Here is a 25,400-nt window from a genome sequence, read left to right as displayed (position 1 = left end):
GGCGCTCGTGAGCGCCGCGCGGAGCGCCGCGCCCGCCGGTCAGCTCGACGAGGCCGTGCGCACGCAGCGGAAGCCGCCGCCGGCGAAGCGGTAATGCGCCTCGAAGCTCGTGCGCGCCCAGGTGCGGAGCGACTGCGCGCCGTACATCCACGAGCCGCCGCGCATCACGAGCAGCGCCTTGTCCGGAGGCCGCGTGTTGCGCGGGTTGTGCGAGGGGCCGTCCGCGTAGAAGTGCGGATCGTCGTAGTCCTCGCACCACTCCCACACGTTGCCGGCGAGGTCGAGGATGCCGTAGGGCGAGGCGCCCGCCGGCAGCGAGCCGACGGGCACCGTCCCGCCCTCGCGGTTGTCGTAGTTCGCGCGCGACGGCCCCGGCTCGGCGCGCCCCCAGGGGTACTTGCGGCCGTCGGCGCCGCGCGCGGCCTTCTCCCACTCCGCCTCGGTCGGCAGGCGCTTGCCGGCCCAGTTGGCGTAGGCCCGCGCGTCGTCCCACGACACGTAGACCACGGGGTGCTCCTCGAGCCCCGGCGGGATCTCGCCGCGCCGGAAATGGGAGAGGAACCGGCTCGCGTCGGCGTCGTCGGGGCGATACCCCGTCACGTCGACGAACGCCTTGAACTGCCGGTTCGTGACCGGCGTGCGATCCATGTAGAACGCGTCGACGTGGACCTTCCTGCGCTGCTGCCCGCTCAGGAACGGCCCGCCGGGGACGAGGATCATCTGCTCGCCGGTCTTCTCGCGGACCGTCGGCGCGAGCTCGCGCGTGTCCGACGCGAGCCGCGACGGGCCGGGCGAGAACTCCGCGAGCGCCTCGTCGAGCCGCGCCCGGAACTCCGCGCACGACGCCGGCCGCCCGGCCGGATCCTTCGCGAGCGCGTCGAGGATGAGCCGGTCGAGCGCCGGCGGGATGTCGGGCCGCAGCGACGACGGGGGCGCCGGCGGATCGGCGACGTGGGCCATCATCACGGCGAAGTGGTTGGGGCTGTCGAACGGCACCTGCCCCGTCGACAGCTTGTAGAGCGTCACCCCGAGAGAGTAGATGTCCGAGCGCGGGTCCGCGGCGTGGGGGCTCTTCACCTGCTCGGGCGACATGTAACAGCAGGTCCCGAGGAACGCGCCGCTCAGCGTATAGGTCGTCCCCTCGAGGATCTTGGCGATGCCGAAGTCGACGATCTTGGGCATCAGGCCGTCTTTGCCGGCCGTGACCAGGATGTTGTCGGGCTTGAGGTCGCGGTGGATGATGCCCATCCGGTGCCCCTCGTCCATCGCGTCGAGGACCCCGCCGAACAGCGTGCGGATCTCCTGGAAGGGGATGCGCCCGCGCCACCGCTCGAGGTGCCGCACCAGCGTCGACCCCTCGACGTACTCCATCACGATCGCGAGCAGGTGCTCGCGCTCCACGAAGTCGTAGACGGCCACGACGTTGTCGTGGCTCCAGGAGCGGAGCACCCGCGCTTCCCGGGCGAAGCGCCGCCGGATCTCGGGGTTTCCGGAGAGGTTCGAGTGCAGGCATTTGACCGCCACGACGCGCTCGCGCGCCCGGTCGTGGGCCCGGTAGACAACGCCCATGCCGCCCTCGCCGAGCGTCGCCTCGATGCGGTAGACGCTGATCTCCGTCCCGGGCAGGAGCCGCACCGGCGGCAGCGGCAGCGAGGGGGGCGGCGGCGACTGCCCTCCGGCGCCGAGCTGCGTGGCGGGGAACGCCGTCGCGGCGAAGCCGGGGTCGAGCGCGGCGACGGGGTGGCCGCACGAGGGGCAGAAGCGGGCGTTCTCCGGGAGCGGAGAGCCGCAGCCGGCGCACCGGGAAGAGGTGTCCTGGCCCATCGGTCGCGGGGAGTTTCGCACAGGTCGAGGCCGTCGTGGGCGGCGAATGTGGGGCGCGCCGGGCGCGTCGGCCCGCGTCGGCGACGGCTCAGGCCGCGCGGCGGCGCGGGATTCCTGCGCTTCGTCGCGGCGCGGCGGCGCGGCGGGCGCGCCGGGGCGGCGGTGTGCCGAGCTGTCGGCCTCGGACCGCCGCTCTGGGTGGGCCGCGCGGCGTGGTAGCGTCGCGCGGTGGGCGCTCCCGGGGACGACACAGGCCGGCGCATGCGCGCGATCCACGCGGCGCTCGTCGCGGGCGGCGCGATCGCGCCGCTCGCCCTGGACGACGCCGAGACGCGCGCGTGGATGGATTGCGAGCTCGCGTCGCTCGTCGAGAACCGCTTCTTCGAGCGCGTCGATCCGGTGGCGCGCGGCGCCGAGCTGCGCGCCGTGTGGGAGCCGCGGGCGGCGCGCGACGGCGCGCAGCTCGGCACGCCGCACGCGGGCGCGCGCTACGCGGCCCCGTACTGGCTCATGCGGGGCGGCCGCCGCGTCGGCACCGTCGCGCTGTCGACGGGCGCCCGCGGCGAGCCGCTGCTCGAGGTCTCGAGCCTCTACGTGCTGCCCGCCCACCGCGGGCGCGGCGTCGCGGGCGCCCTGCTGCGCCGCGCGGACGGCGTCGCGCGGGCCCACGGCGTGCCCGGCCTGCGGCTCAAGACCCCGTGGTCGTGGCAGCCCGCCGTGCGCTTCTATCTCGGCCTGCGCATGTGGGTCGCCGGCTGGTCGGACGCGCTCGCGTTCGTCGTTCGCGCCGGGCTGCCCGCGCACGACCTCGAGATCGGCGCGCGGGAGGCCGCGTTCGGGGTCGTGGTCGACGGCCGGACGGAGCACCTCATCCGCGCCTCGCGCGAGGGCGATCGGCTCGGATGGGTGGAGTCGCCGCGGATGGAGGCCTATCGCGGCGACGGCTCCGACGTGGGGTGTCTCGCCCCGGGGACGTTCGCCGTCGCCCTGGCGACGCGCGGCTACCCCCTCGTCCGGTCCGAGGCGCGCTGGCGCGAGCGCCACCGCGCTTCCGGGTGCGGGGAGCCCGAGGGGCTCGCGCACAAGATCGAGCTCTTCGAGGCGGTCGATCGCAGCTTTGGCTTCGACGTCCGCACGCCGCGCATTCCGGGCCTCCGATACCGGGAGTACGACGACATCGACTGAGGTGGTGTAAGCTGCCGGCGCATGGATGACTGGCTCCACCGCGCCCCCACCGCGTTCCGCGGCAAGCGCCTCTTCCGGCTCGGCCTCGCGGCGAACTACGGCATCGACGAGGATGGCGTGCGCGCGGCGATGGATCGCGGCGTCAACCTCTTCCTCTGGACGATGCGCGCGCGCGGGCTCGGCAGCCCCCTGCGCGAGGCGCTGAAGCGGCGGCGCGACCAGGTGGCGGTGGTCGGCTATGCGCAGGTCGGCTGGTTCGGCTGGGGCGTGCGCCGCGGGGCCGAGAAGCTCCTGCGCGAGCTCGGGACCGATCACCTCGACGTCTACCTGCTCAGCTGGCTCGGCGTCGGCTCCGCGTGGACGGGCGCGACCGAGCGCGAGCTCGTGCACCTGCGCGAGAGCGGCAAGGTGGGCGCGCTCGGGGTGAGCATCCACGACCGCGTGCGGGCAGGCAGCCTCGCGGCGTCGTCGCCGCTCGATCTCTTGATGATCCGCTACAACGCCGCGCATCCCGGGGCGGAGCGCGACATCTTCCCGCACGTGCGCGACGCGCGGCCGAGCGTCCTCGCCTACACGGCGACGGCGTGGCGGCGCCTGTTGAAGAAGCCGAGCGGCTGGTCGGGCTCGGCGATGACGGCGGGCGACTGCTATCGATTCCAGCTCTCCAGCCCGCACGTGGACGTCGCGCTGACCGGGCCGAGGAGCCGCGCCGAGGTGGAGGAGAACCTCGACGCGCTCGCGAAGGGCCCGCTCACCGCGGACGAGGACGCGTGGATGCGCGAGTTCGGCCGCGCGGTGCACGGGTGAGCGGGGCGGCCATGGATCGGAGGGTCATCGCCTGCACCATGGTGTTCCCCGAGGAGGCGGCGCGGAGGCTCGCCGAGGGCGTCGCGCCGCACGAGCTCGTGCTGTCCGGCGCGCGCTCGGCGGAGAACCTCGCCGAGGTCGGGCGCGATCCCGCCGTGCAGGGCGCCGACGTGGTCTTCGGCCAGCCGCACCCGGACGATGTGTGCGCGGCCCCGCGCCTCCGCTGGGTGCACCTCAGCACCGCCGGCTATGCCCGTTACGACGTGGCGGCGGTGCGCGCCGCGCTCGCGGCGCGCGGCGCGGTCCTCACGACGAGCAGCGGCGTCTACGCCGACCCGTGCGCGGAGCACGCGCTCGCCTTCATGCTGGCCGCGTCGCGGCGGCTGCCCGAGTGCCTCGACAACCAGCGCGGCCCGCGCGGCTGGCCCGACGCGGCCGTGCGCTCGACGAGCGCGCTGCTCCGGGGCCGGCGGGTGCTGCTCCTCGGCTTCGGCGCCATCGGCCGCCGCCTCGCCGCGCTGCTCGCCCCGTTCGAGGTGGAGCTCCGCGTCCTACGCGCCCATCCCCGCGGCGACGAGCCTGGCCGCGCCGTCGCGCGGGAGGAGCTCGGCGACGCCTTCGCGTGGGCGGACCACGTGGTCTCGAGCCTGCCCGAGGCCGAGGGCACGCGGCGGCTCGTCTCGGCCGCGCTGCTCGCGCGGATGCGGCCGGGCGCGTGGTTCTTCAACGTCGGCCGGGGCGCCACGGTGGACCAGGCGGCGCTGCTCGAGGCGCTCGAGGCGCGCCGCCTCGCGGGCGCGTACCTCGACGTGACGGATCCCGAGCCGCTGCCGCCGGATCACCCGCTCTGGCGCGCCCCGGGCTGCTTCATCACGCCGCACACCGCCGGCGGGCGGCGCGAGGAGCCGGTGGCGCAGGTCGAGCATTTCCTGGCGAATTTGAGGCGGTTCGAGCGGGGGGAGGCGCTTCTGGACCGGGTGATCTGAGGCCGCGCCGGCGAGCCGGGCTCGTGGCGCGCCATCCGAGCGGGAGGTGGTGGCGCGTCACTCCAGCGGGATTCGATACCGTGGCAGCGGGTCCTTGCCCGTCCCCTGCAGCCACCTGGCGTCGGGCCTCCACGCGCCGTTCACCTCCTCGCGGCAGCGCGTCTCGACCGTCATCGTCCCCCCTGAGAACAGGAGGAGATTGTACTGGAGCGGGTACCCCGGCACCCATTGCCGCGCGGGCGCGCCGAAGGTGCCGGCGGAGACGAGCTCGATCCGTCTGCCGCTCGGGCTCATGTCGTACCGATAGAGCTGGTTCTCGGCCCGGTGGACGTGGCCATGGAGCGCCACGCGGAAGCCAGCCACCGCGAGCTGCTGGAGGAAGCCCGCGTCGTCGAGGTGGTCCGGCTCCTCGCTGGTCACCGGGTGATGCCAGACCGCGATCCGCAGGCTATCTCGCGAATGACGATCGAGCTGGATCAGCGCGCGCGCGAGCGCGCCCGTGTGGACGCCGGCGCGGGCGCGGTGGTGGTGATCGATCTGCCACGCGGAGTTCAGACCCAGGAAGAGCAGGTTGCTCTCGGGCAGAAGATGGATCGTCGCTTGCTGCTCGTAGTCGAGCGGATACTCCTCCCCCTTCACCTGCCGATAGAACTCCGCGAAGTGCCGGAAGCGCAGCTTGTAGGCCTCCTCGTCCCGTACCTCGATGACGTCGGCGCCATGCGCGATGAACGTTCCGTCCTTCAGCTCGCCTCGGTAGCGCGCGCGCCGCTCCAGCCGATAGGCGTCCTGCGACAGGGCCCAGTTGAGGTCGTGGTTCCCCGGGACGAGGACGAGCGACCGCGGCGACAGCCCGAAGCCCCCCATGACGTGATCGAGGAAGAGCCGCGCGGCGGTGTATTCCTCTGGGATCGACACATTGCCGACGTCGCCCGAGATCACGAGGCCGTCGAGGCGCTCGCAGCCCTGCTGCCGCAGATCGGCCGCGAGCTGCGCGTACCAGAGCGTCGCCTGGTCCTGAGCGTCGAAGTGCAGATCGGAGAGGTGCAGGACCCGGACGCATGTTCCGGCCGGGGCGGCCGCCGGAGCGCTCGCCGGCCTGGGCGGCGTGCCGCCCTGCGGCGCGCCTGGGCGGCTGGAAGGGGGCGCGAAGAGCGGCCCGTCGATCGGGTGGAACTGCACGCTCCTGTGCCCGCTGGCCCGGGCGAGCGCGCGCCAATCGAGCTTCCTGAGATAGAACCTGAGCAGCGGATCCTCGAGGCTCAGCGTAGCCGCGGCGCGATTGTAATAGAGGAGCTGGCTCAGGCGCGGCTTCTCCTGGAAGCAGCGCTGCAGGTTGCTGGACCTCAGCCATTCCAACGCGGGCGCGAGATCGGGATAGCGGTGGACCGCCTCGCCGATCGACACGTCCCCGTCGTCGGTCTGGGACAGCATCCACAGCAGCGCGAGGCAGGCGCCTCGGGGCGGTGGGGCCTCGTCATACGCCGCGAAGTCCCGGAGATCTCCGTGGTAACGGGCGCGGAGCTCCTCCTGGATGGACTCCATGACGTCGGCCGGACCGAGCGTGACGTCCCGGTGCCGCTCCTGTGCGGAACGGATCCCGGCGTTCACGGCGGCCTGATAGCAGAGGAGCTGCGCGATGAAGAAGCTCCCGCCGGCCTCCGTGATGAGCTCGTCGCGACGCGTGAACCGGATCTTCGCCGCCTGCTCCCCCTTGAAGATCAGCTCGGCGATCTTGACGTCTTTCTGGCGATCCATCCGGATGATCCGGAATCGGCCGGAGAGGTCGGGCAGCGCCTCCGTGAGCGAGCTGCCGATCGGGTTGATCCCGATGAGCGTCACCTTCGCCTGCGGCCGCTCCTGATCCGCGAGGATCTTCATGCGGACGGCGAGCTGTCGCTTCAGGGCGTCCTCGAGGTGGTGGACATCGTCGACGATGAGGTGCCCAGAGATCTCGCCGCGCACCACGCCGTCCAGGACCGCCTCGAAATCGCTGGGCGGCAGCTTCCCATCCATCCAGCGCTGCGGGCGTGCCGGCAGCTGGAGCGCGAGCACCTTCCTGACGGCCGTGCTCTTCCCGACCCTGGACGGCCCCTCCACGATCAACCCCGAGCCCAGGGTATCCAGCTCGACCTGCAGCGCAGGGAACTGCGACGGCTCCACGAACGTGATGTCCGGCGGGCCGTTCAAGCGAAAGATGCTCTGGATCGGCGTCGGGGGCGTCACAGGCGCGCTACCCTGCGGCGCCTCTGCGGCGATGTCGTCGGGGGGAGGGCTGGGCGCCGCGGGCGCGGGCTGCGCGGCCGGCGCGAGCGTGGGCCGATAGGCGAGCGCGGTCCGGACGCCGTCGACGACCTCCAGGAGCGCCTCGTCCCGATCGGCCCAGGTCGAGATCGCTCGCCGGTTGCGCGGCAGCGGCGCCAGCTTCTCGAGCTCGTCGGGGAGCACCGCCGGCCGAAGGAGCACGGGGATGACCCGGGTGCCCTCGAGCCGGCGCCGCTGCTGCGCGAGCTGGATCCACGCATCTGTGTCCTCCGCAGCCAGGAAGTCCGAGCTGATCAGCAACAAGATGATGTCCGCCCGCTGGATCTGCTGCAGGGTGGCGGACATGACGTCCTGGCCGGCCGGGATGCGGCGCGGGCTCCAGGTCTCGACCATGCCCTGCCGCTCGAGCACCGCGAAGAGCCGCTCGATGTCCTGCGCGAGGGCGTCGTCGCGGGAGGAGTGCAGCAGGACCAGACGTGCCGGAGCTGGGGACATGCGGACCACCGGTCGAGCAAGGTAGCACAGCGAGGCAGGCGGCTGGAGATCGCCGGGCGCTCACGCGTCCTGGCCTGGCCATCCAGGAGGATGCGATCCAGCCCTTCTGAGCTCCTCTATCTCGGTCCGCGGCGAACGCGGAGGCAGGCCGCCAGCTCGCGCGCCGGGTTTGCCAGTTTCAGCGCCGCGGCCGGCCGACGGTCTCCGTCGACACCAAGAAGAAGGAGCTCGTTGGCCATGTCAAGAACGCCGGACGGGAGTGGCAGCCGAAGGGAGAACCCGGGCACGTCAACGCCTACGACACCGCCGGCCGCGGCGCGTATCCACAGCCCGAAGAAGAGATCCTCCGGATCGAGCGAGAGGCCGCGTGAGGGCGAAACGGCGAGTCAGAGTCCGTTCGGGATCACGGTGAGGGTGCCGGAGCCGCGGTTGGTCAGGACGAGATCGTCGTACCCATCGCCATCCAGATCCGCGGCGGCGATGGCGTTAGGGCCGGGCGAGGTGCCGGTCGGGACGACGGTGCCCGAGGTGAAGGCTCCGTTGCCGTTGCCGGTCATCGGGCGGACGCCGCCCGAGGCGGTGGTGACCAGGATGTAGGCGTCGAGCTTGCCATCGCCGTTGAAATCACTGGCCACGACCCCCAGCGCCGAGTTGGCGACCGCGGTGGCCGCGGCGGTGGACTGAACGCCGCTCGCGACCGTGCCGTCGCCGTTCCCTCGGAAGAAGAAGAGGTACCGGCCGGCCGCGCCGTTCGAGAGGATGTCGAGCGTGCCGTCGCCGTTGGCGTCGCCAAAGGCGATGCCCGCGGTCTGGCCGCCGGCGGAGTTGGTGTAGGCGACCGGCGCGGCGAACGAGCCGTTGGCCTGGTTGATGAGGATCGAGAGACGCGCGGTGCCGGGGCTCGTCACCACGAGATCGGAGGAGCCGTCGCCGTTCAGATCGCGGCAGGCGATGCTCGACTGCACGCCGCCGGTGCCCGAGATGGAGATGAGCGTGGGCGCGCCGAAGCTGCCCCCGCCGGTGCCCAGGAGCACGCTCACCCGACTCAGGGTCACGCTGGTGGTGGCGATGTCGGCCACCCCGTCGTGATCGAAGTCCCCGGTGCAGAGGTGGACGGAGCCCGGGGTGCCGGTGGTGAAGCTCGTCGGCGTGTCGAAGGTCCCGGGCGCGCTCGGGCCCAGGTTTCGGTAGACGCTGATGCTCCCGTTGATGAGGGGCAGGTTGGTCTGGCCGTCGACGGTGACGGCGTCGAGCCACCCGTCGCCGTCCACGTCCACCGCCACGACCGCGTTGCTGGAGAGCGGGGCGCCCGTGGTGTAGAGCTCCGGCTGGACGGTCGCGTCGCCGTTGCCGTGGAAGACGGAGAGCGACCCGGAGGGGAACAGCAACGACCCCGATTCGGCGTTGGCCACCAGGACGTCGAGCTTACCGTCGCCATTCACATCGGCGACAGCCGGAGCCAGCGGGTTGTGGGGAACCGAGGTGTTGATCGGCGTGCCGGGGACCTGGCCGGAGGGCGGGGTCTGGCAGCCACCGTTCGAGCAGATTTGGCCCGACGCGCACGCGCTGTTGCAGGCGTTGCAGTTGGATGCGTCGCTCTGGAGGTTGACCTCGCAGCCGTCGGACGTGAGCCCGTTGCAGTCCGCGAGGCTGCCTTCGCACGCCTCGCAGTGGGTCCCCTCGTAGGTGGGCAAGCACGCGCAGGTATAGCTGTCGATGCCGTCGACGCAGGTCCCGTCGTTCTGGCACGGGCTTTCGGCGCACTCGTCGATGTCGGTCTCGCAGCTGGCGCCGGTGAAGCCGGGCAAGCACGCGCAGGTGTAGCTGTTGATGCCGTCGGTGCAGGTCCCGCCGTTCTGGCACGGGCTTTCGGCGCACTCGTCGATGTTGGTGCAGGTCACGCCGTCGCCGGAGTACCCTGCGTTGCAAGCGCAGGTGAAGGAGCCCGCCGCGTTGGTGCACGCCGCGTTCGCGTCGCAATTGTCGGTGCCCAGGGCGCACTCGTCGATGTCCGTGCACGTCACGCCGTCGCCCGAGTAGCCCGCGTTGCAAGCGCAGGTGAAGGAGCCCGCCGCGTTGGTGCACGCCGCGTTCGCGTCGCAGTTGTCGGTGCCCAGGGCGCACTCGTCGATGTCCGTGCACGTCACGCCGTCGCCGGAGTAGCCCGCGTTGCAAGCGCAGGTGAAGGAGCCCGGCGTGTTGGTGCACGCCGCGTTCGCGTCGCAGTTGTCGGTGCCCAGGGCGCACTCGTTCACGTCGGTGCACGTGCCGCTCTGGCAGGTGAGGCCGTCGCAGCACGGCACCGTGGGGTCGCACGGCGCGTTCACGGCCAGACAGCCCTGGCCGCCGCAGGTCGGGTCGTAGCTCGGCGAGCTCGGGTCGAGGCTGGTTACGTAGTCGTCGACGTGGGCGCTGTGCGCGTTGATGCACGCCTGCTCGCTGACGCGAACGATCGTGTACGGCTTCGTCGCGGAGCTGGTCTTGTGGCAGATCTGGACCGTACCGTTGACGTCGAAGTAGTTGCACTGCTCGGGGGTGAGCGCGTCATGGGCCTCGTCCACGGTCTCGTCGTCGTGATCGCCATCGGCCGCGGGGGGGCCGGCGCTGGTGCAGCTCGCGACCAGCAGGGTGGAGAACGCCGAAATCGCCAGGCAGCTGAAGAGAGAGCTCTTGCGATAGCTCATGGTTTGTCCTCTGTTTTTGTTGAAGCGGGGAGTGCCGCGCGATGTTGAGCCTGCGCTGGCGGAAGAAATGTCAGGTCGTCCAATTCAATCGATCCAAGATCGATGCCAGTGTGAATGCGTCCTTTGCGGAGGTGATGTCGATGCAGGCCCCTGCGCGTCTTCCGCGTTTCGCGCGCGCCGCCGCGCGAGCCACCGGCTCCCGTGCTGAGCTCGCGCTGAAATCAGGGCACACCGCCTCTTCGGGCCCGTTTGCCCGGCACCGCGCACATCACGATACCGGGCACGAGCTGCCCCCGGGTCCAGCCGCGCTCCGCCGCTGCTGCTGCCTGAATGCCTCAGCTGAAGAGTGCGCCCCTCACCGCCCTAAACCACCGCGGACGCTCCGCCGAGATCGATGACAGAGTGCCAGCGCGGCATGATGCTCCAACCAGGCGAGCCGCGGAAATCGAAAAATTGCGTTCGCACACGTTCTTGCCGTTCGCGGACAGGCGCTCAACCGCGGCCACGCGCTCCTCCGCCCTGGGCACGCCCGCGCGCGCGAAGGCCGTCAGGGGCTCGCCGTCGCGCGCCGGCCGGTGAAGGTGTCGGAGGCGATGGGATCGCCGGTGTCGCTCGAAGGATCGAGCGGATCTTCCCCGTCCTCGAAGGTGCGCACGACGAGAGAGCCGGCGATCTCGTCGCAGCCCTGGCCGACCGTGTCGAGGACGATATCGATCCGGGCCGTCGTCAGCAGGGTGTTGTCCTCGTCGTAGACGAACGCGAACAGGGCGCCTCGAGCGCCGTCGTCCCCCACCTTCTCCCAGCTCCCCTGCTGGTTGGAGAAATTGTAGAGGGGCTGCGTCGAGGTGGTCCCGAAGAAGGAGCCGTCGGCCGCGAACGTCCAGAAATCCCTCGCGCCGCCCGCCTCCGAGATCAGGTACGTCCCGGCGCAGGCGGAGGGGAAGCCGCCGGCCAGGGTGGGCGCCGGCCGGAGCGCGAGCCCGAGGGCCGCGAGCGGGAGCAGCGAGAGAGCGAACAGAAGCCTTTTGCGCATACCGGTTTCGATCCTTCTCCACGGACCGGTGCCACGTGCTCTCGGCGCGTCCTCGCGCCAGTACGCCGCGACAGGTCCGTTCAAACGAGCACGGAAAAACGATTTCTTATCTCACGGCGGTGACGCCGTCGGAAGACTCCTCGCTGCGGGGAGCTACGGCGCCGGCGACCGATGGTAGAGATACCCATTCAGGTACGCGCAATCGAACTCCGTGACCGGGGTGGCGCCTGGATCGAGCGGGTCGACGCCCGTGGCGAAGATCTTGCCCTGACAGCTCGCCGTGAACGTCTGCTTGTCCGGCGCGAACACCAGGACGTAGTCGACGACGGCGATCCCGGAGAACGCGGGCGCTGCGCCGGTCAGATCGAAGTTGAGGTTGAGCATGCGCACGGAGACCGTATGGCTCCCCGCGCGCCTCCAGGAGCCCAGGCTGTCGCTGAACGTGAACCCTCCGGCGCCGAACGTGACCTGATCCGAGAGGGTCATCCCGGCCGTGCCGTCCCGGTGAAGGTGCATGATCTCCGCGCGATCCGGGAGGCTCGCCACGTAGGCGCCGGCGAAGTCGTTGCCCTCCGCGAAGGCGCCCCCGGCGCCGGCGAAGAGCCCCCCGAGCGCTGCGGCGAGCGCCGTGGCTGCAAGATGAATTCGAGAGATGCGCATCGTTGAACGCTCCTTTGTGGTGAGACCTTCATCCAGTCACGCCGTGCACCGGCTGGACGGACAGTGAAGAGCGCGGACGCGCCTCTCAGGAAGCTCGAGGTGCTCATGATGGAGAGGTCCTCCCTGGCGGCCTCCCGGCGGGGACGCCGCCCCCGGTGCGATCCGTCGCAGGCCCCGCGTTGCCCCCCGACGGGGCCGAGGCGCGTGTGCCCTGACCGCGCACGGTAAACGTCAGCGCAGCGGCCCCACACGCGTTTTTACCGTGAATTCGCTGTGAATCACATCGCCCGATCCGCGGCTCGCGCCGATCCTCGCGCATTCCGCGGCGGAACGGCCGGGCGTGGGGCAAGGCCACACGCCCTCCTCCGGGAGGGGAGAGCGCTGCGATTCACGCTGTTGCATCCGGAGGGGCACCTAGGTGAGCATGCTGACCTGAATGGAAAGTTCTCCGCAGACCGATCAGCGCGCGGCCATCGTGGCCGAGCTGGAGCGGGTGGTGACGAGCCCGGTGTTCGGCGGGTCTGCGCGGCAGATCCGCCTGCTCCGCTTCCTGGTCGGCGAGGTGCTCGCGGGGCGCGGCGCCGAGCTGCGCGCGCCCCTCCTCGCCACGCGCATCTTCGAGCGGCCCGAGGGCTTCGACTCCACCGAGGACTCGATCGTGCGCGTCGAGATGAGCAAGCTCCGGCGCGCCCTCGAGCGCTACTACGCCGCGAGCCCCGCCGCCGCGGTGCGCATCGAGCTGCCGCGCGGCCGCTATGCCCCCGCCTTTGTCGCGGGGCCAGCCGCGCCCGACCCCGCCCAACCCTCCGTCTCCCGGCGGCCCTCGCTCGATTCAGCGCCCTCCGACCGGCCGGGCCCACCGTCCCCCCGAGGGCCGCGGCTCCCAACCAGCGCCGACGGGCCCGTCATCGCGATCCTCCCCTTTGCCTCGATCACCGCCGTCTCCGCCTCCTTGAACGCGGACGGGTCGGAGAGCGAGCCGCTGGTGCCGGGCTCGACCGGCACGCGGAGCCGCGCCTTCGCCCACGGCCTGACCGACCGGCTCGGCGACCTCTTCGTTCGCGCCCCGCGCGTGCGCGTGCTCTCGCGCGCCGCCACCCTGGAGGAGGCCGAGGCGCGGGGCGCGCGCTACGTGGTCGAGGGGAGCGTGCGCCTCATCCCCGGCGCGCTCCGCGTGGCGGTCAAGCTCCACGACACGACGCGCGGAATCCAGGTGTGGAGCAGGACGTTCGACCGCCCCGACGTCGACAACCGCCTGTTCGCGGTCGAGGACGAGATCGCCCGCGACATCACCATCTTGCTCGTCGCGCTGCCCCTCGGCGCGGTCCATGCCATCGAGGCCGAGGAGCGCTGCGTCCACCCTCCGCGCTCGGCGTACGAGGTGCTCCTGCGCTTCCCCCGGTGGCTCGCCACCTTCGATCCCCGCCTGCAAACCGAGCTCGCGGACCACTGCGCGCGCTTCCTCGAGCGCGACCCCGATGACGGGGGGCTGCTGGCCTATTCCTCGTTCTTTCATGTGCTCTCGTCGTGGACGGCCGCCGGCAGGGATCACGACCGTTGCCGGTCCGAAGGCGATGCGCGCCGGGCCGTGGCGCTCGAGCCCAAGCTGGCCAACCCCCACCAGGCGCTCGCGTTCGTGCTGCTCGACGCCGGCGACGGCCCGGGGGCGCAGGCCGAGGCCAAGGTCGCCCTGAAGCTCGGCGGGCCGCTCATGTTCACGGGCTTCCTCCTCGCGCTCGCCGGTGACTGGGAGCGCGGCACTGCCATCCTCCGCAAGCATCGGGGCTTGACGAAGCGTTATCCCGGCACCGTCCACCACGCCCTCGCGTTCGACGCCTGTCGCCGCGGCGACTACGCGGCTGCCCTCGTCGAGGCCGAGGCCATCACCCCCAACCTCGCCTGGAGCGCGCTCGACCGCGCCGTTGCCCTGGCCCGCCTCGGCCGCGTCGCCGACGCCCGCGCCGCCGGCCGCGAGCTCGCCGCCATCCTGCCCGAGGTCGAGCGGGATCCCCGGGCCGTCGTCAGGCGCATGACCGCGGACCAGGCCCTGGTCGACGACCTCGTGGGGGCGCTCGCGCTCGCAGGGGTCGGCTGAAGCGGGGAGAGGTCGAGGCGGTCGGCCGTTGTCGTGGCAGTCGCCGGCGCGGCTCATGCTCGGGATGAGCCCATGCGCTCCGAGCACCGCGCGGTAGTCGTCGCTGTCAACGGGGCAGGCTCGTACAGCGCTGCGCGGCGTCCAATTGGCAACGCCGTCCCAACTAGAACGACTGGTTGATCAGCACGCTCACGCTGTTTTCGAAGAGGTTGGTCGTGGCGAGGTCGAGCTTGCCGTCGCCGTCGAGGTCCACCTCCGCCACGCCGTAAGGCCTGTTGTTGCCGGTGGAGACGAAGGTGACGGGCTGGAAGGCGCCGGCTCCGTCGCCCAGCAGCACGCCCACCGCGTTGTTGTTGAAGCTGGTCGTGGCGATATCGAGCCTGAGATCGCCGTTGAGATCCGCGATCGCTACGTCGAGGAGGAAACCGCCGCCGACGGGATGAACGACGGGGGTCTGGAAGGTGCCGTCGCCGTTGCCCAGCAGCACGGTCACGTTGGCAGCAGAACTCTGGTGGGCCGCGGCGATGTCGGGCGTGCCGTCGCCGTTGAGGTCCCCCACCGCCACGGCTCCGGGGAAGCTGCCGCCGGAGGGGAAGACGATGGCGGGCTGGAAGGTGCCGTCGCCGTTGCCGAGCCACACGCTCAGGCTGCTGCTGTTGGCGTTGGCCGAGACGAGATCGAGCTTGCCGTCCCCGTTGACGTCCGCCACCGCCACGTCGTTGGGGGTGCGGGCGCCGGGGTCGGCGTAGTTGACGGCGGGCTGGAGGGTGCCGTCGCCGTTGCCCAGCAGCACGCTCAGGCTGCTGCCGACGAAGTTGGCCGTGACGACGTCGAGCTTGCCGTCGCCGTTGAAGTCCGCCACCTGCACGCTGACCGGTTGATTGCCCACGTCATAAAGGACGGGGGTCTGGAAGGTGCCGTCGCCGTTGCCCGGCAGCACCCGGAGCCCGCCGGTGCCGGGGACGTTGAAGCCCCCGACGAGGAGATCGAGCTTGCCGTCGCCGTCGAGGTCCGCCAGCGCCACGCCGCCGGGGTTCGTGCCGATGCCGCCGACGGGGGCGGCGGCCGTGAGGGTGCCGTCGCCGTTGCCCAGCAGCACGCTCGCGTTGGCACCGCTGACGTTGACCACGATGAGGTCGGGCTTGCCGTCGCCGTTGACGTCCCCCGCCGCCACGCCCTGCGGGCGGTTGAAGCCGGCGTAGTCCTGATTCGCCTGGAAGCTCAGGGTGGGCATGTAACATGCCCCGGTCTTGCAGATCCCCGTGCTGCAGTAGATCCCATCCGGAGCGTTGGGATTGGAGCAGACGCCGCTGGAGGCGTCGCAGGTGCCGGCCACGTGACACTCGTCGCTCGCGGTGCAGGTGACGGGGTTGCTGCTGGTGCAGGTGCCGGCCTGGCACGTGTCGGTCTGCGTGCAGGCGTCGCCGTCGTCGCAGCCGGTGCCGTCAGGGGCGACGGGGTTCGAGCAGAGCCCGGTCTGCGGGTCGCAGGTGCCGGCCGCGTGGCACGGGTCGGACGCCGTGCAGGTCACGCCCTCGCAGAGGTCTTTGCAGACGCCGTCGATGCACTGCGTGCCGTCACAGCACGGCAGGGTGGCGTCGCACGGCGCGTTCACGGGGAGGCACCCGCCGCCCTGGCAGGTCGGGTCGTTCACCGCGACGTAGTCTTGCGCGTGCACCGCGTGCCCGTTGATGCAGCCCTCGTCGCTGATCTTGAGGACGGTGTAGGGGTGATTGGCCGAGCCGGTGTAGTGGCAGATCGTGACCTTGCCGTTGACATCGAAGTAGTCGCACTGTGCCGCGGTGACGTGCTCGTCAGCCTCGCCGACCTGCTCCGCGCCGGCGGAGTCTGACGAGGCCGCGCTGCACCCGGGACCGAGCGCGAAGACGCCCAGGGAGGCGACGCAGAGGATCGAGCCGAACGTGGCACGGCGGTTCTTGGGAAGCGTTCTCATGACGAAACGTCTCCTCGGGCAATGGCCCGTAAGGGGCATCGTGGAAGGGTGCGGTATATCCTTGCGATGGTGCGCGCTTGGTAGCTTCGAAGCGCATCTCGACCGCAACTCCGTCTTCTACTGCGCCGGTGAAACCTCATCGTGTGAATTCACGCGCGAACGATGCGATTCACGTGTTAATGGCTCGGCCCGAAGCGGGGGTGAGATCTCGTCGCGTTCTGCCCCGCGTGCAGAGAGGCCACCATCATCGTCGCACCCGCTGCGATGCAGAGCTCCGAGGCTCACTTCAGGCCGGTCAGCACCTTGTCGTGGGCGGCGATGGCCTCCAGCTGCCTGACATCGGGCAGCTGTGCCCAAGTCGAAACTAGAGCGCCGATCAGCTTGAAACGCCCGAGAATGAAGAGATTGGAACCACAGAGGGCACAGAGGGCACAGCGGGATGAAGAAGAGATTCTGAGCTCTCTCTTCTTTCTTCCTCCGTGTCCTCTGTGCCCTCTGTGGTTCATTTTCTCGGGGTTTCAACCCGTTCGGTGTCCTAGAGGCGCTCATCCATTCCGGCTCCACGATGCTGTCCGCCCAGGGCAAAGGCCAGCGCGGCCGCGAGCGCGGTCAGCGGCGCGACCTGCAGGGCGCCGAGGAGGCCGATCCGGTCGGCGAGGACGCCGGTCACGAGCGGCGCCGCGGCCATGCCGAGCAGGTTGTTGGCCACCGCCAGCGTCGCGAACGCGGTCGCGTGGATCGACGCCCGGGTCATGCCGGCGACCATGGCGCTGGCCGGGCCGGCCGTGCCCCCGGCGAACAGCGTCCCGGCCCCGATGAGCGCCAGCTGCATGGGGCCTGCTTCGAGCCGGAAAGCCACGCCGAGCAAGGTGCAGCAGGTCAGGCTGTACGCGACCGCCATCCGCCACGGGCGAGCCGGCTGGCCGCGACTCAGGCGATCGGTCAACACACCGCAGGCGATCATGCCGGCGCCGCCGATCAGGACGAAGACGGCCGCGGCGGCGCCCGCCCGATCGACGGTCATGCCGTAGTAACGGTTCAGGTAGCTGGGCATCCAGGACAGCACGGCCCCCATGACGAACAGGTGCAGACCGCTGCCCACGTAGACACAGACGATCGAGGGCGTCGGAAACAGCGACTCCAACACGGAGCGGAACGTCATCGGCTGGCGCGCAGGGGGCCGTGCGACGGCGGCGCGCTGGCCCTCCTCCAGCGCTGGTCGCAACCGCTGTTCGGTGATGGCGAAGCGGTAGATCGCAGCGAGGACGAGGCCGAAGAGGGCCATGACGCCGAACGACCAGCGCCAGCCCAGCCTCGCCGCCACGTGGCCGCCGAGCGCCATGCCCAGCACGGCGCCGAAGGCGCCGCCGGCCGCGAAGGCGCCGCTCAGGCTGGCCCACTGGTGGCGCGGGAACACCGACAGCACCACGGCGATACCGACGCTGCCATACGCGGCCTCCCCGACGCCGACCATGAAACGAGCGACGAGCATCTCGCCGAAGTCGGCCGACAGCGCGCACCCCAGCGTCGCCACGCTCCACAGCGTCGCCATGAGGGTCAGGCTCCGGACGCGGCCCAGGCGATCGGCCAGCAACGACAGCGGAATGGCGAGCACACCGACCGTCAGCGCCACGACGCCGCTCAGGGCCCCCAGCTCGGTATCGGAAAGGCCCCACTCCAGCTTCAGCGACGGGAAGACCGCGTTGAGGACCTGGCGCGACATGTAGTCGGACAGCAGCAGGCCGAAGCTCAAGGCAAAGACCAGCCAGGCGTGAGCGCGCTGCGCGACGGGCGTCTCGGGGAGCGCGTCCACCTCGGACTCGCGGGAATGTGGTCCCAAGAAGGTCTCCTTTCGCGCCGAGGCGCAGCCCTCCCCGGCGCGCGGAGCGTAACCGAGAGCGACCCATGCGGCGACGACGCGAGCGTCGCGTCCATCGACGAGCCAGGCAGCCCGATGGTCGGGGGTGCTGACGGACCACGCCGCGCGGCCGCGGGCCGACGCGCACGCGCAGGAACGTCCGCGGAGGAGCGCCCGCGCTCCGCTCCGCGCGGGCCAGAAGTGAGCGCGCTGGAGCGACGCCGCCAGCCATCCGGACCGGCGCCGACCGGGCGGGACGTGGCTCGCCTGATTGGAGCGCCCTGCGTGCGCTGAAAACTCACCATCGACGGCGGAGTGCGCGCGGTCGTTCCGCACGATGAGGAGCGGACTCCGCAGCTGAGGCGTTCAGGCAGCAGCAGCCGCAGCAGCGGAGCGCGACGGGCCCGCGGGCTGCTCGTGCCCTGTACCGTGATGTGCGCGGCGCCGGGCCAACGGGTTCGATGAGGCGGTGTGCCCGGATCTCGGCGCGCGCTCAGCGCGGGAGCCGGCGGCTCGCGCGGCGGCGCGCGCGAAACGCGGAAGACGCGCAGCGGCCTGCCTCGACATCACCTCCGCACAAGGACGTCCTCGCGCTGGCCTCGAAATTGAATTGGCAGATGTGGACGACCTGACATTCCTTCAGCCAGCGCAGGCCGAACATCGCGCGGCGCCCCCGCTTCAAGAAAAACAGAGGACAAGCGATGCGCTATCGCAAGGGCTCTCTTCTCGGCTATCTGGCGATCCCGGCTTTCTCCACCCTGCTGGTCGCGAGCTGCACCGGCGCCGACCCCTCCGCGGCCGACGGCGACGACGACGAGGCCGTGGGCGAAGCCCATGGCGCGCTCACCCCAGCGCATTGCGACGACTTCGACGTCAACGGCACGATCCTGATGTGCCACAGGAACGGCTCCACGACGTACCCCTACACGATCCTCAAGATCAACCTGTTGTGCCTCCCCGCGCACTTGCTGCATCTCGGCGACTACATCGCCCTGGGCGACCCCACCTGCCACGGCGACGGCTGCCTCCCCGAGGGCGCGCCCTGCGACGCCGCGGTGCCGTGCTGCGACGGCCTCACCTGTCACAACGGCGTGTGCACCGAGAACGACGAGTGCGCCCTGGGCACCGACGACTGCGACGCGAACGCCGTATGTGCCGATACGCCGACCTCCTTCACCTGCGCTTGCAACGCGGGGTACGAGGGCGACGGCGTGACCTGCACCAATATCGACGAGTGCGCCGAAAGCCCGTGCCAGAACGGCGGGACCTGCACCGACGGCATCGACGGCTACACCTGCGCGTGCCCGCCCGGCTTCACCGGCGCCGACTGCGAGACCGACATCGACGAGTGCGCCGAAAGCCCGTGCCAGAACGACGGGACCTGCGTCGACGGCATCGACAGCTATACCTGCGCGTGCTTGCCCACCTACGAGGGGACCCGCTGCGAGGCGTGCGAAGGCAGCCTCGCGGACTGCAACGGGCTCACGTCCGACGGCTGCGAGGTGAACCTCCAGAGCGACGCCTCCCACTGCAACGCTTGCAACAGCGCGTGCGCGGCGGGTGAGATCTGCTCGAACGGCGGCTGCCAGGCCCAGCCCTCCGGCCAGGTTCCCGGCACGCCGATCAGCGTGCCCGCGCCCCACAACCCGCTGGCTCCGGCGGTCGCCGATGTGAATGGCGACGGTGAGCTCGACGTCCTGGTGGCCAACGGCGAATCCGGATCGTCGCAGACCCCCGCCGGGTCGCTCTCCGTGTTCCACGGCAACGGCGACACGACCGTCCAGCCGGAGCTCACCTACACGGGCGCCCCGCTCTCCAGCAATGCGGTCGTGGCGGTGGACGTGGACGGCGACGGCTGGCTCGACGCCGTCACCGTCGACGGCCAGACCAACCTGCCCACCAGCAACGGGAGCATCAGCGTCTACCGCAACCTGGGCCCGAGCGCGCCCGGAACCTTCGGCATGTCGACGACCTTCACCACCGGAACCCCGGGCTCCGTCCACCTCTGCACCGGGGATTTCGACAACGACGGGGTGGCCGACATCGCCACCACCAGCGTGACCCAGAGTCAGGTGAGCGTGATCATGGGTACCGGCGGGGGCAGCTTCGCCGCGCCCGCGCTCATCCCTATCCAGAACACCGGCGGCGTCCAGTCGAGCATCGCTTGCCGCGATCTGAACGGCGACGGCTCCTCCGATCTCGTGGTGACGAGCCCCGGCGCCGCGCGCCTGTCGATCCTCATCAGCCAGGGCAACGGCTCGTTCGCCGCGCCGGTCGCCTACACCAACTCGGCCGGCGGCCAGACCGCGGGCATCGCGTTCGGCGACGCCGACGGCGACGGCAGGCTCGACATCCTCTCGAACGGCGCGGCCGGCCGGTTCCTCTTCTTCTTCAAGGGGAACGGCAACGGCACGTTCGCGAGCGGCGTTTCATCCACCGCTGCGCCCACCGCGATCGCCAACTCGGCGCTGGGGGTCGTGGCCAGCGATTTCAACGGCGACGGCAAGCTCGACGCCTACATCCTGGTCACCACCTCCTCGGGCGGCGTCCGCCCGATGACCGGCAACGGCGGCGGAGGCTTCGCCTCGGGCCCGGTCGTCCCGACCGGCGCCTCGCCCGGCCCCAACGCCATCGCCGTCGCAGACCTGGATGGCGACGGGTACGACGATCTCGTCCTGACCAACCGGGGCTCCGGCACCCTCACCGTGATCCCCAACGGGCTCTGACGCGCGCCCTCGCGCCGCAGTTCGTCCGGGAAGTCGGCGGACGAGACCGGCCGGACCGGCGCGCAGCGCTCCCCGAAGCGCGACGGGGCGACCGAGATTGCCTTGAGAGCGCCTTCCCCGGCGCGCAGTCACCCGCTTCAAGGCGTGAGATGGTGACTCGGCCGCCCAGCCGGCGATTTCATGCCATGAGATGGCCCCCTGGGCAGCCCAGCTGCCCATCTCATGCCCTGATCCGCCCCGCTGGGTCCCCGAGTCGGCCGTCTCACGCCTTGGAATGGCCGACTCGGTCCCCGAGTCGCCCGTTGCAACGCTTGCATCGCGCGTTGCAACGGGACCGCCGGCTCACGCGTCCGGCGAGGCCTCCGGCTGGCCGGCCGGTGCGCCCGCCGGCGCTGGCGGCGCTGCCGGCGCTGCCGGCTGGTCGGTCGGGAGCGCGTCGCTCACGCCGCTCGTGCGGTGGATCTCGGCGAGGTCGTCGAAGATGAGCGGCAGGAGCTCCGGCTTGCCGAGGTGGGCGAGCAGCCCGCGCACGAGGCTCTTGTTCGCGTTGTAGACACCCAGCCAGGCGTCGCGCGCGGTCGACACCTCGGGGCCGAGCTCGAGCCGCTCGACGCGCGAGGCGCGCTGCTGCCGCTCGATGATGCCGAGCTTCTCGTGCGCCTCCCGGAGCTCGGCCAGCCACATGTCCGCGCCACGGACCTTGTCGCGTTGCCTCTCGAGCTCGTCGGCGATGTGCCCGACCGCGGCCGTGAGCTTCGTGAGCCGCCGGCGCGCCAGCACGCTCGGCGCCTCGCCGCGGAAGAACACCTTGGGATCGACCGGCCTCCCCTTGAGCGAGTCGAGGTACGCGGAGAACCGCACCACGACGTCCCGCGCCTCGTCGAGCACCGCGCCGCTGTCGAGCTGCGGCGCCGGCCTGGGCTGGCGATCGAGGACGTCGGACATCGCCTGATCGGCGACGAGCTGCTTGCCGATCGCGAACTCCACCATGCCGTCGAGCGGCGGGAGCTTGCCCATCAGGACCGCGGCCATCTGCTCGCGCGCGAACTTCCCGTAAATCTTCGTCTCGAAAGGATCGATGTAGGGGTCTGCCACAGGCGCCTCCTTGGGTTGAGCAAAACGGGGCCATGTTGGCGGGCCTGGGCGGATATGGCAATGCCTGGAGGACTCGCCAGGAGGGGATGGCACGAATCGGGCGCGTTGCAGCCGAGCAGCCCATTCGTTTCTCCATCGCTGCTGATCTCTTCCACCCTCCTTGTTGCGCCGTCGCGCCGCTCACCGCGATCGCGGCGGAATGCTGCTCATCGGCCGGTGGCCGTGTCCATGGCGATCGACGTCCGCTCGCAGCCGTCGCAGGAGCTCCTCGCGGTCCGCTGCACGAGCACCCCGGGGGAACTCGCGCCGGTGTCGCTCGAGCAGCAGGCGCGCTGCGTCGCTTCGACCCGAGGTGAGCGTCGCGATCGCCTGTCGCCATAGGCGCTCTTCGCTCGTGGACAGGGCGCCGCCGCCCTGAAGCGGGCCATGCGCGTGCCGCGGGCTCGACGGCCTGCGACCCGTCGCCCTGGGACCGCCGCCTGCGGCGCCGGCGGCCGAAGGGACGGTGGAAGCGCCCGAGCCCAGTGACGATCCAGGCCGCGCGGAACGGCCGTCATGAACGTCGGCAAGCGCAGCGCGACCGCGTCGGCTGGCGGTGCCGCCACGTCGCTGCGCCCAACCGGGGTGAGCAGGACGAGCGCACCTGCCACGGCGCCAGTCGCGGCGCTGGCCATCGATCGCCGGACCCCCCGTGTCGGCACGAGTGAACTGCGCCGCGAGCTCGCCGCCGGGCTGGCCTCCCCGCGGGACGGCGAGCGCCGGAGAGCGCGGCGAGCCCAGCCGAGCAGCCGCTGCAGCGGGCCTCGGTGGAGCGACCCCGACGAGGCACGCGCCTCGCCCGCGCCGAACGCGACGGCGAGCGGCGCGAGCAGCGCGCCGCGGCCGCGGTTCCGCGCCCGCCACCGCCGCGCGACGGCGCCGAGGCTCGCCGCGCCGTGGAAGATCTCCTGGACCAGGTCGTCCCGATCCGCGCCCCGGAAACCCTGCCGCTCCACGTAGCGGCGAATGTCCTCCAGGGGACCCTGCGCCGGGTTTCTCGCTCGGCAGCCTGCGCGCGACGTGGATCGTCAGCGAGCCTGGCCGCTGCACGCCAGAGGGGGGCACGCTGGTCGGCGACGGAGAAGGAGACGGGGCGGTGATGATCTGCTGCCTGCCCCGGGAGCGGTGATGCTGCCGGCAGAGCGCCGGCGCCGGGGCGCTGGGTGCGTCGCGCCGGGCGCAGCCTCGATGGCGGAGGACGTGCGCGGGCTCGTCGCGGGCGGGCCGAGGGAGGCGGTGAGGTGGAGATGAGATCGCGAAAAAGGTGGTGGATGCTGAGCGCGCTCGCGCTGGCCGGCCTGGCCGGCGCCGGCGTCCAGAGCGCGGGGGGCTGCGTCGTCCGTGAGGACACCTGCGGCCACCCGTGGGACCCCTGCCTGGTCGTCAACCCCGACGGCACGAGCAATGGCGTCTGCTGGGGCAAATGCGTGCCCCTCCCACCGTCCAATTTCGCCGATCCGATGCTCGTCTGGATGGGGCCCGAGGAGTCCGAGCCGTCGTGCGAGGACCTCGTGGCCCACGACCAGTTTACGGGCGAGCCTGAACCCATCGCCCGGACCACATTCACGACACTCCGCTCGATCCAGCCCGGCGAGACGGTCTGCGGCGAGTGCAGCTGCGGCGAGGGCGCTTGCTCGTTGCCGCGGATGGTCGCGGCGAACTCCCTCTCGTCCTGCGAGCAGATCCCGGAGGCGACGAACACGCCATTCAATCCGCCTCCCAGCTGGGGTGGGGACTGCATCTCGTCAGGCACCGTGCCGTCATCGCAGGTCGGATCGATCTGGATCGGGCCGGTGGTCGAGTCGTACTGCAAGCCCAGGGTCCGCGAGGTGCCCCCGATCCCGGAGGGGCCTTCCCAGGTCGCGGTCGTGTGTGTCGGCGGCGTGGCCCCTGTCTTCTGCCCGGGGCCCACGGAGCTGTGCATGCTGAGCCAGCAAGAGGCCCATGTGCCCCCGGGGTGGCGCTACTGCGCCGTCGCGCAAGTCCGAGGTGTCCTGGACTGCCACCCGTCTGCCCCACCGGGCGAGCCACCGCTGTTCTCGGAGAGGTTCCTCTTCTATCAACGCGATCTGTCCGATCCTCGAAACTGCGAGCCGTGCGGCTGCGCGTCCGATGGCCTGAATCGGTGCGAAGCGCGGGTGAGCGCCTATGCGGACCGCGCGTGCAGCGACAGCGCGCTCATCGGGACCGCGGACCTGGCCCGCGGCGAGGAGGATGCCTGCCTGCACTTCGAGTCCGGGCCGGCGCTCGGCAGCCTGAGCGCGGAGTGGGTAGCAAGGGAGGGCCCGCATTGCACGCCGTTCGGCGGGGAACCGCGTCCGCGCACCGTCTGCTGCCTGCCGGAGCCCGAAGAATGACGATGCGGCGTGTGTCCAGATCGAGGGAGCGGCACGCCCCCGGAGCGGGTGTTCGTGGGGCGGCGTGGGGGACGGATCGTGTTTGAGCCCGACAGGAGCAGCGGCTCGACGCCGCCGGCCGGGCGCCGCGGATGCGCTACCCCGTGCCAGGTTCCACGCTGGGAAGCCTGAGCGCGACGTGGATCGCCGACGCGCCCGGGCGCTGCGCGCCGGAGGGCGGCGCACGCTTCGACCCACCGGCGCGGCCGATCGCGCTCCGGCTTGCAGGTGCAAGGACGGCACGGAGCTGGCGTGTGCGAGATCGCCGTTGACGCCCACCCCCGGTGGGAGGACCATCCGGAATCAGGGGAAGGCATGGGGCACGGGCTCAGGGGGAGGGCGAGCGCGCTCGTGCTATGCGGCTGTGCCTGTGCGCTCGTCAGTGTTCCGGCGCCGGCACATGCACTCGAGTTCAGCGGCGGTGTGAGCGTGGGCGGGATCCAGGTCGGGATCGAGCCCAGGCTTGCCGTGAGCCCTTTCGCCGGGTGGCTCTGGCGCAGCGAGGGGGACTTCCGGCTCGAAGTCCACAACATGCTCAGCATCGTGCCAGGGGCAGGCGTAGGGGTCTACGATCGAACGGCCGTCACTCTCGGGTACGGCACGAAGACAACCACGGTCAGCCTCGGGCCGTCCCTGGCGATCTACTCGATGCCGGTGTGTGGTGCCGTGATCTGTGACCGCGTGGTGGGGGTTGCTCCAGGCGGCCGTGCCCAGTCCGATTGGTACTTCGCGGGGCCCTTGGGCTTGTCCACCAGCGTCCATGCGGACTGGGCCGGCGGCAGCAGTCGCGTTCTTCCTGGAAGTCTGGTCGTGATGGTGACCACTGGACCCATTTGGAGATTCGAGGTGAAGCCGAGATGAAAAAGCTCGTGGTTGTTCTATGTTTCGGTCTCGCGGCGTGCAATTACGATGTAGGGGAATGCTATGTCCGGGGTTCGGGAAACGAAGGCGCCGGAGGCAGCATCATCACCCCGACTGGAGGGGTCGGCGGCTTCGGGTGGCATGTGCCGCTGGAGCCGCAAGAACACATGGGCTTCGATGCGGATCCGTGCTCGCAAACCGTGGAGTGCACGGTCACGTGGAAGGCGGGGTCGGCTGTTTGCAATAACCAGGGCGCGACCGGTAGCTGCACCACGCGGTACCAGGGCGAGCACGCGAGTCTGGACGAAGCCAAGGAGCGATGTGAAGAGGCCTCTGGGGTTCGAAGCGGCCTCGGAGCGCAGTCGTGCGACTCGTGCCGGTGGGCGACAGGCTCAAGCTCGTCCGACTGCAAAGAGGCATGCAAGGAAAAGTGCGATCGG

At 71.1% G+C, this 25,400-nt stretch carries 14 protein-coding genes and 1 pseudogene; 7 read left to right on the top strand and 8 right to left on the bottom strand.

All coding sequences use genetic code 11. From position 1 onward, the window contains the following. Positions 1 to 39: 39 nt before the first annotated feature. Positions 40 to 1,824: an SUMF1/EgtB/PvdO family nonheme iron enzyme gene (locus WME83_RS33800; RefSeq protein WP_437313834.1), complete on the bottom strand. Its 1,785-nt coding sequence runs from the start codon at positions 1,822 to 1,824 to the stop codon at positions 40 to 42. Between the two features lie 261 nt (positions 1,825 to 2,085). Between WME83_RS33800 and WME83_RS33795 the strand changes: the two genes are divergently transcribed. The 3 genes from WME83_RS33795 to WME83_RS33785 are packed head-to-tail and all read left to right on the top strand — an operon-like array spanning position 2,086 to position 4,802. Beyond that, positions 2,086 to 3,009: a GNAT family N-acetyltransferase gene (locus WME83_RS33795; RefSeq protein ID WP_437313833.1), complete on the top strand. Its 924-nt coding sequence runs from the start codon at positions 2,086 to 2,088 to the stop codon at positions 3,007 to 3,009. Between the two features lie 21 nt (positions 3,010 to 3,030). Continuing rightward, on the top strand, positions 3,031 to 3,816 hold the full coding sequence (locus tag WME83_RS33790) for an aldo/keto reductase (protein WP_437313832.1): 786 nt from the start codon (positions 3,031 to 3,033) through the stop codon (positions 3,814 to 3,816). An 11-nt stretch (positions 3,817 to 3,827) separates the two neighbouring features. Beyond that, entirely contained in the window at positions 3,828 to 4,802 is a 975-nt protein-coding gene (locus WME83_RS33785; RefSeq protein ID WP_437313831.1) for a D-2-hydroxyacid dehydrogenase, read from the top strand. Positions 4,803 to 4,859: 57 nt separating this feature from the next. On the opposite strand, the gene WME83_RS33780 is transcribed toward WME83_RS33785, so the two are convergent. Next, the gene (locus WME83_RS33780) at positions 4,860 to 7,559 is read right to left on the bottom strand and encodes a TIR domain-containing protein (protein WP_437313830.1); all 2,700 of its coding nucleotides are present in this window, start codon (positions 7,557 to 7,559) and stop codon (positions 4,860 to 4,862) included. A 155-nt stretch (positions 7,560 to 7,714) separates the two neighbouring features. Here WME83_RS33780 and WME83_RS33775 point away from each other — a divergent pair. Next, positions 7,715 to 7,861, top strand: a pseudogene (locus tag WME83_RS33775) (ISAzo13-like element transposase-related protein); the annotation flags it as partial. Positions 7,862 to 7,945: 84 nt separating this feature from the next. Here the strand turns inward: WME83_RS33775 and WME83_RS33770 are convergent. The 3 genes from WME83_RS33770 to WME83_RS33760 all read right to left on the bottom strand — a co-directional run bounded on the left by WME83_RS33770 (position 7,946) and on the right by WME83_RS33760 (position 11,936). Then, positions 7,946 to 10,243, bottom strand: coding sequence for an FG-GAP-like repeat-containing protein (locus WME83_RS33770; protein WP_437313829.1), 2,298 nt, complete (start codon positions 10,241 to 10,243; stop codon positions 7,946 to 7,948). 547 nt (positions 10,244 to 10,790) lie between these two features. Next, positions 10,791 to 11,276 carry a hypothetical protein gene (locus tag WME83_RS33765; protein ID WP_437313828.1) on the bottom strand — a complete coding sequence of 162 codons (486 nt, stop codon included), beginning with the start codon at positions 11,274 to 11,276 and terminating at the stop codon, positions 10,791 to 10,793. Between the two features lie 153 nt (positions 11,277 to 11,429). After that, positions 11,430 to 11,936 (bottom strand): hypothetical protein, encoded by a 507-nt coding sequence (locus tag WME83_RS33760; protein WP_437313827.1) that lies wholly within the window; start codon positions 11,934 to 11,936, stop codon positions 11,430 to 11,432. A 436-nt stretch (positions 11,937 to 12,372) separates the two neighbouring features. On the opposite strand from WME83_RS33760, the gene WME83_RS33755 reads away from it, so the two are divergent. After that, positions 12,373 to 14,031 carry a tetratricopeptide repeat protein gene (locus tag WME83_RS33755; RefSeq protein WP_437313826.1) on the top strand — a complete coding sequence of 553 codons (1,659 nt, stop codon included), beginning with the start codon at positions 12,373 to 12,375 and terminating at the stop codon, positions 14,029 to 14,031. Positions 14,032 to 14,194: 163 nt separating this feature from the next. On the opposite strand, the gene WME83_RS33750 is transcribed toward WME83_RS33755, so the two are convergent. Together WME83_RS33750 and WME83_RS33745 are read right to left on the bottom strand one after the other, a co-directional pair. Beyond that, positions 14,195 to 15,985 carry an FG-GAP-like repeat-containing protein gene (locus tag WME83_RS33750; protein WP_437313825.1) on the bottom strand — a complete coding sequence of 597 codons (1,791 nt, stop codon included), beginning with the start codon at positions 15,983 to 15,985 and terminating at the stop codon, positions 14,195 to 14,197. Positions 15,986 to 16,520: 535 nt separating this feature from the next. After that, positions 16,521 to 17,825 (bottom strand): MFS transporter, encoded by a 1,305-nt coding sequence (locus tag WME83_RS33745; protein ID WP_437313824.1) that lies wholly within the window; start codon positions 17,823 to 17,825, stop codon positions 16,521 to 16,523. 719 nt (positions 17,826 to 18,544) lie between these two features. Between WME83_RS33745 and WME83_RS33740 the strand changes: the two genes are divergently transcribed. Continuing rightward, complete coding sequence (locus WME83_RS33740) at positions 18,545 to 20,569, top strand: FG-GAP-like repeat-containing protein (RefSeq protein ID WP_437313823.1); 2,025 nt, start codon at positions 18,545 to 18,547, stop codon at positions 20,567 to 20,569. Between the two features lie 342 nt (positions 20,570 to 20,911). On the opposite strand, the gene WME83_RS33735 is transcribed toward WME83_RS33740, so the two are convergent. Beyond that, entirely contained in the window at positions 20,912 to 21,664 is a 753-nt protein-coding gene (locus WME83_RS33735) for a hypothetical protein (protein WP_437313822.1), read from the bottom strand. A gap of 1,310 nt (positions 21,665 to 22,974) precedes the next feature. On the opposite strand from WME83_RS33735, the gene WME83_RS33730 reads away from it, so the two are divergent. Next, a complete protein-coding gene (locus tag WME83_RS33730; RefSeq protein ID WP_437313821.1) occupies positions 22,975 to 24,060 on the top strand; it encodes a hypothetical protein in 1,086 nt (361 codons plus the stop codon). The last annotated feature ends 1,340 nt before the right edge of the window (positions 24,061 to 25,400 follow it).

The organism is Sorangium sp. So ce385, assembly GCF_051474135.1.
Lineage (GTDB): Bacteria > Myxococcota_A > Polyangia > Polyangiales > Polyangiaceae > Sorangium > Sorangium cellulosum_D.
Note: the sequence above shows the minus strand (reverse complement) of the source record. Positions and strands in the feature narration are given on the sequence as shown.